General features: G+C 69.0%; 9 protein-coding genes and 1 CRISPR repeat array. Of the genes, 4 read left to right on the forward strand and 5 right to left on the reverse strand.

The window, feature by feature from the left end:
- Positions 1-199 precede the first annotated feature (199 nt).
- The 4 genes from JG540_RS10060 to JG540_RS10075 all read left to right on the forward strand — a co-directional run bounded on the left by JG540_RS10060 (position 200) and on the right by JG540_RS10075 (position 4,464).
- Positions 200-715, forward strand: a complete 516-nt coding sequence (locus JG540_RS10060) for a nodulation protein NfeD (RefSeq protein ID WP_325133006.1) — start codon at positions 200-202, stop codon at positions 713-715.
- 53 nt (positions 716-768) lie between these two features.
- Positions 769-2,172, forward strand: a complete 1,404-nt coding sequence (locus JG540_RS10065; protein ID WP_200275806.1) for a flotillin family protein — start codon at positions 769-771, stop codon at positions 2,170-2,172.
- Positions 2,173-2,751: 579 nt separating this feature from the next.
- Positions 2,752-3,603 (forward strand): DsbA family protein, encoded by an 852-nt coding sequence (locus JG540_RS10070; RefSeq protein WP_200275808.1) that lies wholly within the window; start codon positions 2,752-2,754, stop codon positions 3,601-3,603.
- A gap of 15 nt (positions 3,604-3,618) precedes the next feature.
- Positions 3,619-4,464, forward strand: a complete 846-nt coding sequence (locus JG540_RS10075) for a cytochrome c biogenesis CcdA family protein (RefSeq protein ID WP_234042810.1) — start codon at positions 3,619-3,621, stop codon at positions 4,462-4,464.
- A 76-nt stretch (positions 4,465-4,540) separates the two neighbouring features.
- Positions 4,541-5,667: a CRISPR direct-repeat array (repeat unit 28 nt; unit sequence CCTCTACCCCCACGCACGTGGGGCGAAC).
- A gap of 20 nt (positions 5,668-5,687) precedes the next feature.
- Here the strand turns inward: JG540_RS10075 and csb2 are convergent.
- The 5 genes from csb2 to cas3g are packed head-to-tail and all read right to left on the reverse strand — an operon-like array spanning position 5,688 to position 12,496.
- Positions 5,688-7,019, reverse strand: coding sequence for a type I-G CRISPR-associated protein Csb2 (csb2, locus tag JG540_RS10635; RefSeq protein ID WP_200275810.1), 1,332 nt, complete (start codon positions 7,017-7,019; stop codon positions 5,688-5,690).
- On the reverse strand, positions 7,019-8,191 hold the full coding sequence (gene cas7g, locus JG540_RS10085; RefSeq protein ID WP_200275812.1) for a type I-G CRISPR-associated RAMP protein Csb1/Cas7g: 1,173 nt from the start codon (positions 8,189-8,191) through the stop codon (positions 7,019-7,021). The genes csb2 and cas7g overlap by 1 nt, the downstream gene beginning before the upstream one ends.
- 49 nt (positions 8,192-8,240) lie before the next feature.
- Positions 8,241-8,867, reverse strand: a complete 627-nt coding sequence (locus JG540_RS10090; RefSeq protein ID WP_200275814.1) for a type I-E CRISPR-associated protein Cas6/Cse3/CasE — start codon at positions 8,865-8,867, stop codon at positions 8,241-8,243.
- A complete protein-coding gene (locus JG540_RS10095) occupies positions 8,860-9,771 on the reverse strand; it encodes a hypothetical protein (protein WP_200275816.1) in 912 nt (303 codons plus the stop codon). The genes JG540_RS10090 and JG540_RS10095 overlap by 8 nt, the downstream gene beginning before the upstream one ends.
- The gene (gene cas3g, locus JG540_RS10100; RefSeq protein WP_200275818.1) at positions 9,758-12,496 is read right to left on the reverse strand and encodes a type I-G CRISPR-associated helicase/endonuclease Cas3g; all 2,739 of its coding nucleotides are present in this window, start codon (positions 12,494-12,496) and stop codon (positions 9,758-9,760) included. The genes JG540_RS10095 and cas3g overlap by 14 nt, the downstream gene beginning before the upstream one ends.
- Positions 12,497-12,687: the final 191 nt, after the last annotated feature.

Genomic DNA, 12,687 nt, shown 5'->3' on the forward strand with positions numbered 1-12,687 from the left:
GGAATCTGTCACTGACGGAGGATTAGAACCCGCTCACCCCCAAGACACCCTCACCAAGAACCGCGGAATACCAACAACCACTCCCGCGCCCGCCCACCGGCAGGCCGCTGAAAGCCTCCGCTAGTGACAAAAGGCCATAACTCCCCATTGCGTTTCCCATACGGCAGGCGGAGACTCTGGGCTGACCCCACTTCAGAAAGTGACCCCAACCCTTATGGCCCTGTTCCTCTGGTGCTGTGCAATCGGCTGCGGCCTGCTGCTGCTGTCACTCGTGGCGGACGGCCTGCTAGACGGCCTGGATCTTCCTTTCCTGGACGGCGCGCTGCCCGTGGTGTCAGCCGCCCTGGGGGTCTTCGGGGCCACCGGCATGCTGCTGAGCTCCCTGCTGGACCAGCAGGTCGCCCCAGCCCTGGCCCTGGGGGCGCCCTTGGTGGCGGGGCTGCTGGCTGGTTGGGTCACCCGCTCGGTGTGGCGTCGCTTCAAGCGGGCCATGCCGCGCAACGCCGTCGCCCCTACCGCCGACGAGCTGGTGGGTGCCCGTGTGAAGGTGCTCTGGTGGCGCCAGGGCCGCGGAGAGGTATCCGCCCGGACCCGAGGCCACCAGCTGACGCTTCCCGCCGTCTCCGACGAGCCCCTGCGCCTGGGGGCCGAGGTCGTCGTCCTGGACGCCAGTGACGGCGTCCTGCAGGTCACCGCGCTGCGCCTGGAGGGCTAGGCACAGCCCCCTCTGCTCTATCCCTGAACCCTTACTGAAACCCTAGGAGAAACATGCCATCCGGTGTAATCGCCGCCCTGGTCACCATCGTGCTTGTCGCAGCGCTGGTAGGGCTGTACATGCTCTCGCGCGTAGTTGTGGTGCCCTCCAACCTGACCGGCCTGATCGCTGGCTCGTCCCGCAACGGGGAGGTCAAGATCATCCGGCCGGGTGGGCGAGACTTCGTGCTGCCGATCATCCAGTCCATCCAGTACCTGCCCTTCACGCAGAACACGATCGGCTTCCAGGTCACGGCTGAGGACCAGAACAAGATCAACGTGAACGTCTCTGCCGTGGCCGCCGTCAAGGTGGGGGACAGCGACGAGCAGGTACGGGCCGCCGCCAAGCGCTTCCTGGGAAAGCCCAACACGGACCAGGCCATCGCGGACTCCGCCAAGGACGCCCTTATCGGCTCGCTGCGCTCAATCATCGGCCACATGACCGTCACTGAGCTCATCTCTGACCGTGACGCCCTGCAGCAGAACGTCTTCGACGACGCCAAGTCGATCCTGTCCAACATGGGGCTGGAGATCGACATGCTGCAGATCTCCGAGATCACTGACGCCGGCGGGTACATCGAGTCCCTGGGCGTGCCCGAGCAGCAGCGGGTGGAGAAGGACGCACGGGTGGCTCGCGCCAACGCGGAGCGGGAGGCCAAGGACGCCGAGGTCAGCTCCCGCCAGCAGATAGCGGAGCGGGAGCGGGACCTGGCGCTGCGTCAGGCCCAGCTGCAGGCGGAGACGGACAAGGCCCAGGCGGAGGCGGACTCCTCCGGGCCCCTGGCCCGTGCCGCCAAGGAGCGGGAGATCGCGATCATCGCGCAGGAGGCGGCGGAGGCCAAGGCCGCCCTGACCGAGCGCGAGCTGGACTCCTCCGTGCGCAAGCCCGCTGACGCCGCCCGCTACCAGCGGGAGCAGGAGGCGGAGGCCGCCAAGGTTGAGGCGATCCGTAAGGCGGAGGCGGAGGCGGAGCGCACCCGCCTGGACGCGCAGGCGCAGGCCCAGGCCACCGTGGCCCGTGCAGAGGCGGAGGCCCGGGCCACCGCCGCCCGCGCCCAGGCGGAGGCGGACGCCATCGCCGCCAAGGGGCGCGCCCACGCCGAGGCGGTGCGGGCCGCCGGTGAGGCGGAGGCCAAGGCCATGAGCGACAAGGCTGACGCCCTGGCCAAGTACGGCCAGGCCGCCACCCAGCAGATGATCCTGGACAAGGCCCCGGAGATCGCCCGCGCCCTGGCCGAGCCGCTGGGGGCGGTCAAGGACCTGTCGATCATCTCCACCGACGGCGCCTCCGCCCTGCCGCGGGCGGTGGCCAGCAACGTGGAGCAGCTGGACGCCGTCATGCGTTCCCTGACCGGGACGAGCCTGTCGGGGATGCTGAGCCGCCTGGCAGTTAACGGGCAGGGAGACGCCGAGCAGTAAGGCCCACCTGGCTGCCGTGCAAGCCAGACAGGAGGGGGTGGCCCAGGTCCTGACCGACCTCTGGACCACCCCCTCCTGACGCGCTGTGCGCCAGACTGGGACGAGCAGGTGAAGGGGGCACAGCTGCTACGCGCCCTGCCGCTGACGCTCAACACCCTCGCAGCCGCCTGGCCCGAGTGCGACTGGGGTGGCCTGCCGAGACGGAATCTGTCACTGGCGGAGGACTAGAACCTTCCCGCCTCACCCTCCCTCGCCTAGAACCCCGGAATACCAACACCGTCGCCCCCCCACGAACCGGCCGCCAAGCCGCTGAAGTCCTCCACCAGTGACAAAAAAACTAGGGAAGCCACAGCACCAGGCAACCCCACAACCCCAGGCAATACCGGCAACCCCGGCAACCCAGACAACCTCGGCAACCTCGCAGCACCAGGCAATCCCGGCAACCCCACCACCCCAGGCAATCCCGGCAACCCCACCACCCCAGGCAATCCCGGCAGCCCCGCAGCCCGCGCATGGCGGTGGGCACCGCCGTCTGGAACCCGTGCTTGCGTGGGGGCGAAGGTCTGAGAGGATGCGGTCATGCCGACTTATGCCACCGATCCTTCCACCCCCAACAATCCCAAGGACAGCCAGCACCCACCCGCCGGGGAGTCCCCCGACCGCCCCAGCCGGAACCCGCTGGTCGTGGTGCTGCTGGTGGTGATCGCCTTGCTGCTGGCGGTGATCGCGGGCCTGCTCGCCACACGCCCCAGCGGCGTCGGGGGGCAGGCGGCGGCCACGGCTCCCGCAGCTGCCGGTGAGCAGACCCCGGCCCCGCAGCCGCAGACCGGGGAGACGCTGGCTCCCTCGATCACCGAGCCGAACACCCTGGCGATCATGCGCGCCGAGGTCAAGCGTGACCCCAATGACGGGCAGGCCATGGGCAAGGTGGACGCCCCGGTGGTGCTGGTGGTCTACTCGGACTTCGCCTGCCCCTACTGCACCCTGTTCGCCCAGGAGGTGCAGCCTGCGCTGAAGGACCTGGTGGATGACGGGACCCTGCGGGTGGAGTGGCGTGACCTGGCCCAGATCACCCCGACGTCGCCCCTGGCCGCCCAGGCGGGCCTGGCCGCGGCCGCACAGGGCAGGTTCTGGGAGTTCCATGACGCGGTGTACGCCGCCGCCGCCCCCCAGGGCCACCCCACCTACTCGGAGGAGTCGCTGGTGGCTTTCGCCAGCCAGGCGGGGGTGCCGGACCTAGAGGCCTTCAAGACCACCTTGAACTCTGAGCAGACCAAGCAGGCGGTGGAGCAGGCCAAGCAGCACGCCTACCAGCTGGGGATTGCGGGCACGCCCTTCATGATCGTCAACGACGCCGTAATCAGCGGCTACCGAGACGGGGACTACGTGCGCGCCACGGTCCTGGACCAGGCCGCCCAGGCTGGCAAGTGAAGGGTCGACGGCGCAGTGGTCGCTTCTGACCTCTCGTTCCTGGCGGCCCTCCTGGGTGGGGTGCTGACCTTGCTGGCGCCCTGCTCGGTGATGCTGCTGCCAGCGTTCTTTGCCTACGCCTTCACGTCCTCGCGCTCGCTGCTGGCCCGCACGGCCCTGTTCTGGCTGGGGCTGGTGAGCACGCTGGTGCCTCTGGGGGCCGCGGCCTCCACGGCTGGTGCGGTGCTGCGGGAGCACACGGGAGTGCTGGCGGTGGTGGGCGGGGTGGTCCTGGTGGTGCTGGGGCTGCTGCAGGCTTTTGCGGTTCCCTTGAAGGTACCGGGGCTGGGGCGTCGTGGTGGTACCGGGGGCGGGCCTGGGTCCGGGGCACGCGGCCGGGACGCCTCCAGCCCGTTGTCCGTGTACCTGCTGGGGGCCTTGTACGGGCTGGCCGGGGTGGGCTGCTCCGGCCCGATCCTGGGGGCGGTCCTGGTGCTGGCGGGGCTGGGGGGTGAGCCGGTGAGGGCCGCCGGGATGATGGCGGTGTACGCCACCGGTATGGCTCTGCCCTTGGGAGTGCTGGCGCTTTTGTGGGAGTCGGCCGGGCTGTCGCAGCGGGCGTGGCTGCGGCCGCGGACGGTGCGGGTGCTGGGGCGGCACACCACCTGGACAGAGCTGCTGGGCGGCCTGGTCTGTGTGGCGCTGGGACTGCTTATGGTGTTGGTGGGTCCGCAGGGACTCGCTGGGGGGCTGCTGGCGTCGCAGCGGCTGGCACAGATAGAGGACCTGGTGCTGGCGCGTGCGGGCCTGGTGCCCTGGTGGCTGGTGGCGGCTATCGGCGGTCTGCTGGTGGCGGCGGCGGTGCTGTCCCGACGGCGTTGAGCCCGTTTACCAGAAGGCTTGTCGTTGGCTGAGGGCTAGAGCGGTCTCCGGCTGTGGAGCGCGGCGAGCTTCTGGCTCCGTACCCCCACGCACGTGGGGCGAACTCCCAGGAGGCCCGATGTCCTGGGCTGTGGTCACCTCTACCCCCACGTACGTGGGGCGAACGCCGTGGCGATCAAGCTGGTCGAGGGCAAGACCCCTCTACCCCCACGTACGTGGGGCGAACCGATACCGGGTAGTTGCTGCTCCAGATGATCTGCCCTCTACCCCCACGCACGTGGGGCGAACGTGGCAACCAACCCGCAGGCCGCCCCTGACTTGCCTCTACCCCCACGCACGTGGGGCGAACCAGGGAGTCGGTACCAAAAATAACGGGCTCACCCCTCTACCCCCACGCACGTGGGGCGAACCAGGGAGTCGGTACCAAAAATAACGGGCTCACCCCTCTACCCCCACGCACGTGGGGCGAACCGCGCGAGCCGAGTTTCCCGACGTGACGCGCCGCCTCTACCCCCACGCACGTGGGGCGAACCCGCGCCGCGCCGTCGCCGCGCGGACGTTATGACCTCTACCCCCACGCACGTGGGGCGAACGAAAACTTGGAGTAAGTGCGCGGAAAAATAGCCCCTCTACCCCCACGCACGTGGGGCGAACCAATCTTGCTTTTGATGCGTCATTTATTATTGACCTCTACCCCCACGCACGTGGGGCGAACACAAGATATTCGAGGGGTACAATCAGCAAGTTACCTCTACCCCCACGCACGTGGGGCGAACCTATCCCTATCTATTCCAGCTGGGACCTGGAACCCTCTACCCCCACGCACGTGGGGCGAACGCAATATGACCGCTACCTTGCACTTAGAGGGGGCCTCTACCCCCACGCACGTGGGGCGAACTGATTACTGTTGCACCGCCTCTAGCGTAACCTACCTCTACCCCCACGCACGTGGGGCGAACTTATCGCTAATAACAATAGAGGCTTTCAGCGTACCTCTACCCCCACGCACGTGGGGCGAACGCGCGGGAACGGTCTCGCAAGGCTCCGGCAAAACCTCTACCCCCACGCACGTGGGGCGAACATGTCGTCAGGATTTGACCATACGGTTACGCCTCCTCTACCCCCACGCACGTGGGGCGAACTCTGATATTGCTCATGAATGGCCAGGGCACGAGCCTCTACCCCCACGCACGTGGGGCGAACCCTTCAGCAACCGCTGTATTTCAACGGTCGCGCGGGGCGGAACGGCGTTTCGGGTTCACTGCCAACCCGGATGCGCCAAGCGGGGACATCATCACACCATTAAGCACCACCGGGCCAGCCACCGCCGTGTCAAAGCGTAGCGTCACGTGCTTCGCATCGCTGTCACAACCTGCGGCAGCCCCGACCTCAGCACAGGCGTGCCGGTGCAGCCCTGCATCTACTAGACGCACTTGGTGACGGGCCGCCAGACTCTCCAGCTCTGCACGGAGCTGGTCCTGGGCTAGGCGCACGGGCACCAGGCTCGTCCAGGTGCTGGAAACCGCCGTCATGACCCTGATGAGGCGCGGCAAGGAGGACATCACACGGGGCTCGCAGGCGCGCGCCTGGGTGACGCCCGCCCTCACAGCCAAGGGGACCTCCCTGGCAGGCAGGGCACCACGCACCAGTACAGCACGCAGCACCTGCCGCTCCCCGCGGCCCCGACCTTCCCGGCCCAGCACCGGCAGTACCCACTCCGCCTCACCCAGCGCCGAGGCCAACTGGTCCAGCACGATCCCCAGGTCGGCTGCCTCCACCTGCGCCCCGTGACTCGGCTGCACCCGGTACAGCACCGCACCGTCGAGCAGCAGCCGCGAGTCAGGTGGCGCCACAGGCTGCGCCTGGTCGCCAATAAGCCGGTACCTGGCGGTCGGCCGGTGCGGGAGCGCCGGGTGCGCTCCGGTGAACTGGCTGCGCCGTCTGGCTTTCTCCCGCTCGTCAAGCCGCTGGAGCAGACCGGGCGTGCCCACCTGCAAGTGCCACGGTCCTAACGGGTCAGGCTCCCAGCGGTCATGGGAGGCCGGAGCCTCCCGGCAACCCGCGCTCACGTCCAGCAGCACCGGTGAGGTGGGCCTCCCCAGGTACTCCACCTGCTGCGCCACTGCGCGCAGCACCTTCAGGTCCGGTCCCTGGCTTTGCTCACCGCCAGGAAACACCCAGCGGACGACGTCGTCATCCTGCCTGCCTAGCAGGCTGCCACGTTCTGGCGGCTTAACCGCCTTCTCACCAAAGCGGTGCTCAGCGTCCACGATCCCTGACGGCGTCCCGTGGGCATCGAGTTTCAAGGCGTTGTTGACTGGCACCCACCGGCCATAGCCGATGTCCCTGGCTCCTCTGGGGGGGCAGCTGAGCGACGGCGCAGGCAGCTCGTACAGGGCACGCACCGCCTCCACCCCGTAGCCGAGGGAGTAGGCGGTGGACAGGAGTGCCGCCAGAAGCCGTGCGGGCGACGGCGGCCACTCTGCCTGCCCGTCCGCACCGTGGGCGTTGAACTCCCCCAGAGGGAACCGTGCTTCAAAGGTGAAGCCGCCCATCACTTCGCGCCGTCCACCTCAAGGAGCACCCGCCCTAGCGGGGAGCCCGGCAGGATCGTCACCGATCGTGGCCCCTGCCACCCAACCTGCGCCCCCAGGTCGCGCACCAGGTCAGCCAGGGCCTCAACCTCCGGCAGCTCCATGGGCTGCTCCGGCGCCCCGTGTCGCACCACGCTGGCCTGCAGGCCAGGAGGAAGCAGCTTGAGCTCTGTGCCGGCACGCAGCGACAGGTTCTCGTGCATCAGGGTGTACAGCAGCAAGGTGAGCGCCACGGTCAGGCACCTGGCGGGCCCGGGGTCGCTGAAGCCGAACGAGCGCAGCCCTGTCAGCGAGAAGAAGGCGCGGCTCTCAATCTCCTCATAGGTCAGGTCAGAGGGCGTCTTGTCGGAGACCCCTGGGGGAACGGAGCCGAGCCCCAGGTCGGAGAACTTAGCTCCCCCCAGCTTCACATCATTCGGCACCCCGCCAAAGAGGCTGTCTACCTTGCCTGCCATCCGTCGTCGTTCACTGACCCCCAGGGCCAGGAACTCGGCCGTGAAGAGGCGGGCGGAACGGGACTCGCTGGGCACCATGGCGTAAGGGGCCAGGTACTCGTCGCGGACATCCGCCAGGCTGCCAGAGGACTTGGACTTCTTCTTGTCCTTCTCTGAGGCGGCTTTCAAGGTCCTCTTGGCGTGGGAGTGCCACCAGCCGAAGGGGATAGCGGTGGGGAACCCCGTCAGCAGGGCGTCCGGTTTGGTCCGGGTGGCTGCGTGGATGGCCTCGTAGCTGATGCCGCTCTCCATCAGCTCGTTGCGGGCGAGCCGCCAGGTGGCGTCCGCCTGCCGGTGGGACAGGTGCACGGAGGTGGTCAGCACCTGCCCGTGCTCGTCCAGGAAGGTCACCAGCGGGAACCCCAGCCTGTCGGCCAGGGACTGTCCGCGGAAGCTCCCTGCCAGCAGGCTCTCGCAGCGTGAGGCGCAGGCCCCCCAGCCGTCGAGCGTCGCCGCCCTACGGCCGTCCTCCAGGTTGAAGATCCCGGTGACCTCACCGCCTTGACGGATCGTCCCGGCTGGCGGGGTCACTGTGCGCCCGATCAGCGACTCGTACTGTCCGGTGAGGCTGAGCCCCGCCACGGCGGCGTCGTCAGCAAGGTCCTGGATAGTGTCACGGAAAGCTGCTTCTACACCCATTTTCCAACTCCTGTCGTCTATGAACTACTACCTGCCTGCGCAGCGGCACTCAGAGAACCAGCGGCATCCCGTAGCCGTAGGCCTTGCCCCTGCCGATTCCGGTAAGGAATACCGACCCGTCTCCCTGCACCGCAGCCACCTGCGCGGTCAGGTCACGCAGGGTGAAGAACCGGGGTTTGTGGCCGAGTGCTTCAGACGGCGGGGCCGCTCGCCTGCGGGCACCACCGGACCCCGGCGCCCCGAAGGACCACCGGGGGGAGACCACCAGGTCGGTGACCTGCAGGCCGTTTCGGGCCAGCAACAGAGTGGCCCACTCCTGGGCCTCCTCGTCACCTACGAAACGGGAGACGCTCTTGCCGTCAACGGTCTCTCGGCGCTTCTCCGCCACTACCCGCACCGTGATCCGTTGCCCTGGCTCCAGACGGTCCGGCCCGGCAAGCACCTGAGAGCCCTCAATAGCCACCGGGGAGCGGAAACGTATAGCCACCATGCCGCTGCGGCCATCTACCTCCGTGGGCAGCGACACCCGGTAGAGCACCCCCATATCGGCCCGGATGGCGCGCGAGGCCCCTCTGAGGTCCGGCAGGAACGACATGGCCAGGCGGTGCACCTCCTGGGGCCCGCGCAGGTAAGGCAGGGCCTGCTGCAGCGGGACCGTCACCAGCTGGTCAGACACCTGAACCACCTCCGATGTTCTCTGCTATCAGTTTCTCTGGGTGTCCGAGCTCGCTGAACCTAGCTCCTCCTCCAGCTGACCTGATGGGCGCTTCCCAACGCGTCCAGGGAAGTGCCGGGTCGGCTGCCGCACTGGTGTCCAGCAGCCCGTTGAGGTCTAGCGGCACGGGATTCAGTACCCAGCTAAAGGCCCGTCCCCTGCCTTCCCTGGATACCGGCCGCTGCTGGGGCGACAGCAGCATCTGGCCGCAGAAGGCCAGCAGGTCCACCAAGGGGTTCACGTCGCACTGCTCGTAGCCGCTGGTGGTCCGCGGCGCGGCCTGGGTCGCTGAGAATCGCAGCCCTGGTTTGGCGGCGACCACCCGCAGCTCCCCACGCAGCAACCCCGCCAGCCCTGAGCGCGTGTAGTCCACCGCCTGTAGGGCGTCCTCCACCGTGCAGCTCTGCCAGAGCTCTTTCAGACACTTGCCGGTGTAGCTCTTGCCGCTGAGCAGGGTCAGTGCCGCGGCCCTGACCTTGATGTCCTCGGGGCCCGGCTTCTCGCTACAGGCCCCGCAGTCAAAGGTCGCCAGCACGGAGCTGTGCGGCAGCCTCCCCTGCTCAGCCGCCTCCGACCAGGCGGCCGCGGTCAGGATGTTGACGGCGCTCCGGACAGGAACCGTCGTCTTGACCTCCTTGAGCACGCCGTTGTCAAGGCCCCAGGTCCGCTCAACCAGGGCCTGTGCCGCCGTCTGGCACAGCCGCTCCTCGTCCTGCGTCCAGTGGAGCACCGGGACGTCGTCGTCATTGAAACGGAGCCGGGCGCCTGGCAGCAGCGAGACCAGGCCCCAGGAGGCCAGCAGGTGCGCGGCGTTGCGGCCGCTGAAGGCTGGCAGCAGCCACTGGCGTTCCTCACTCTGGCTCATGGTCCTGCTCCCTTCTAGAGACCTCCCAGTCGGCCAGGCGCAGCACCGTCTCCGCGAGCGCCAGGGTGTAGGGGCCGTAACGGTCGTTCAGCTGCCAGAAGGCGCTCATGGCCTGCGCCCACTGGGGAGCCTGCGGGTCCTGGTACGGGGACCGGTCTTGGTGCGCCCCCATGACCGGCCCGGGCCCCCGGTAGGCACCGTGGTGGCTGAGGATCAAGTGCCGCACCAGCTCGACGTCGTGCGCCTGGTGCTGCCCGCTCTCCTGGCCCCGGTCAAAGAGCTCCGCGGAGGCGGCCTCGTGCCGCCACCCGGGCGGCACCCCGCACAAGGAGGCGGCTCGCCGCCACAGCCGGGAAGGCAGCCTGGACTTGGCCAGGGCGGTACCCGGCTGGGCACCGGGCCGCAGTGAGCCGTCTGGGCCTTCCTCAGCCGTGAGAGCCAGCTGGAAGGCATGGCTGCTGCGTTTCCCCTCGTCATGCCACAGTCCTGCCAGCCGCAGGTCCGCGGCCACCGGTCCTGGCAGCCCCAGGGCTCGTGCCCAGCGTCCGGCCAGGTCCCCCACCGCCTGGCCGTGGCGGTCCAGCCCCACCTGGCGTCCCGCACGTTCCTCCACCGGCGGTGCCAGCTCCAGCAGCAGGCACGGGTGCGCGCTCAAGGGGGCCAGGACCTGGGCCTCCAGCAGCCAGCCTGCTGGCACCTGCAGGTCCTCAACGGCCTCCTCCAGGAAGGTCGTCGGGTCCTGGTGTCCGGTCTGCTCACCACCCAGGTCCACCAGCAGCGCTGGCAGGCGACGCCGGTGCCGCTGCCGACGCCGGGGCGCGGGTACCGCCTGCTGGCCCGCCACCGCTTCCGCAAGCGCCTTGTCAGCCTTCTCCAGGTCTGCTCCGAGCAGCACACGGCACCCCGACCAGTCCTGGTCAGCCCCGGGAACCCCCAGGGCCTTCTGGGCGCAGGCGGCGTCGATCACCACTACCGCTCCTGGCACGAGCGCGGTCAGGGCGCTGCGGTCCTCCAGGACCTGGGGGCTGCCACCATCAGGGGCGATCAGCGCCACGGGCCCGTGCTTCAGCGCCACGGACAACACCTCTCGCAGGGCGGCCATGGGCAGGGACCAGCCTTCTGCGGCACGGTCCGGTGGCCGTTCGCCCAGGTACTCGACCAGCGCCTGGGGGGCGTTGCGGGCCAGCTCAGCCAGCTGCTCGCGCACGACGACGACGCCCTCGGCCCGGCTGTCTGCCAGCTCCCTGATCCAGGGGCCTACCGGCGGGTCGTTGCGTGAGCCGCAGGTGCGCACGTAGGCGCGCAGGACCGTGGGCGGGATCTGCACCGGCACCTGCTGCGGGGGCCACAGGGCGTCCTGGTCGGCAGACTCCTGGATGAGCCGCACGGCCTCGCCGAGGGTCTGGGCCGCCGTCAGCAGCCCGGCGACAGCCTGCGCCGTGCTGCCGTGGACCGGGTCGTCGGCGTCGCTCGCGACGACGGTGACGCTGCCGTCCGTCCGCGCCCCGACCCGGTTGACGCGCCCCAGGCGTTGCACCATGGCGCCAGCCCCGCAGGACTCCGTGACCAGGTGAGTGAAGTCCAGGTCGGCCCCTACCTCTAGCGTGGAGGTGGTGACCACGGCAACCGGCTGGGCCTGCGCCCGCTGGGCCACGCCGGTGCGATAGGGATCCAGGGCCTTCAGGGACTGTGTCCCCAGCCTGGCGGGCATGCCGCCGACGAACAGGAAGCAGCTGACTTCGGTGCCCCTGGCGGTCTTCTCCAGGGAGGCGAAGACCTGCTTGGCGGACGCGACCGTGTTGCAGTAGACGGCCAGGGACCCTCCCGGGGAGAGTTCCTGCAGCAGACCTGCTGCCACCTGCCGGACCCGGTCCCTGGCTCTTGCCTTGGGGACCACCTGGACCTGAAGTGGCAGCCCCTCCCGGGCCTGGCGTCTTGCGGCCAGGCTGGGGTCCGCCGCCTCCTCCTGGGGCCAGCTGAGGCGTAGCGCTCCGGACTGCGCCCCGGTGGTGGCGGTGGTGGCGGTCATCGCCATGACGCGCAGCGGCGGTACGGCCTGCCCGAAGCGGCTCTCCAGCAGCTGCTCCTGGGAGGCCAGCAGCTCCAAGGTGCATCGGGCCTGGGCGGACAGGTGGGCCTCGTCAAGCACCCACCAGGAGTCCAGGCCGGTCAGGGCGGCGTCTACCGGGCGGCGTGCGGCGGACAGGCCGTAACCTCGGAACAGCAGCCGGGAGCAGGTCATGTCCAGGGTGCCGACCACGAAGGTCGGCTGCACCGGGTTGCGGGTGTGCTCCGTGACGGCGTCCTCCTCCAGCAGGCCACCGCGCAGACGGCGCACTGACAGCACCTCACCCGCACCTAGGTCCAGGGCCTGGCGCAGGCTGCTGGCGAGCTGGGCCAGGGGACCGTCCACGGCGGTGCTGAGCACGTCCTGGACACGCCGGGCGGCTTCGTAGGTGTCGTCCACGACCACGCGCCGGTCCACCACCACGTGGAGGCGCAGGGCGACCTGGCGGGAGCGCCTCTCCCTCCGGGCCGCGGACGCGTCCCGGGCCAGGGCGTACAGCCAGCCGACCAGCACCGCCTGGGTCTTGCCCATGCCTGTAGGCACGTCCAGGAGGCTAGGAAGGTCTCCGTCCACGAGCCTGCGCGCCAGCCGCTCCTGGTACTCCCTGGGGCGGTGCCCAGTGAGCTCCTGGAAGACCTCGGCGAAGGATGGCAGCACCGTTGCTCCGATCTACATATATCTAACAAGTTATCCCCCGATCACTCGGGGCGAGGAGAGCGGCTAGATCGCCTAGATATCAAACAATCCTCTACCTCCGCTGTGGCGGAGCACTCACACGCCAGGATATCAGCCCACCAACCAGCAGGCTAGAGCAAGCAGTGAGGCTGGACGAAACAGATCATCACGTG

Origin of the sequence: Actinomyces weissii (genome assembly GCF_016598775.1) — a bacterium.
Lineage (GTDB): Bacteria > Actinomycetota > Actinomycetes > Actinomycetales > Actinomycetaceae > Actinomyces > Actinomyces weissii.

What these genes read in the sequence shown, in the direction of transcription:
- JG540_RS10065 (WP_200275806.1), top strand. Translation starts at nt 769, where the DNA reads ATGCCATCCGGTGTAATCGCCGCCCTGGTCACCATCGTGCTTGTCGCA.
- JG540_RS10070 (WP_200275808.1), top strand. Translation starts at nt 2,752, where the DNA reads ATGCCGACTTATGCCACCGATCCTTCCACCCCCAACAATCCCAAGGAC.
- csb2 (WP_200275810.1), bottom strand. Translation starts at nt 7,019, where the DNA reads ATGGGCGGCTTCACCTTTGAAGCACGGTTCCCTCTGGGGGAGTTCAAC.
- cas7g (WP_200275812.1), bottom strand. Translation starts at nt 8,191, where the DNA reads ATGGGTGTAGAAGCAGCTTTCCGTGACACTATCCAGGACCTTGCTGAC.
- JG540_RS10095 (WP_200275816.1), bottom strand. Translation starts at nt 9,771, where the DNA reads ATGAGCCAGAGTGAGGAACGCCAGTGGCTGCTGCCAGCCTTCAGCGGC.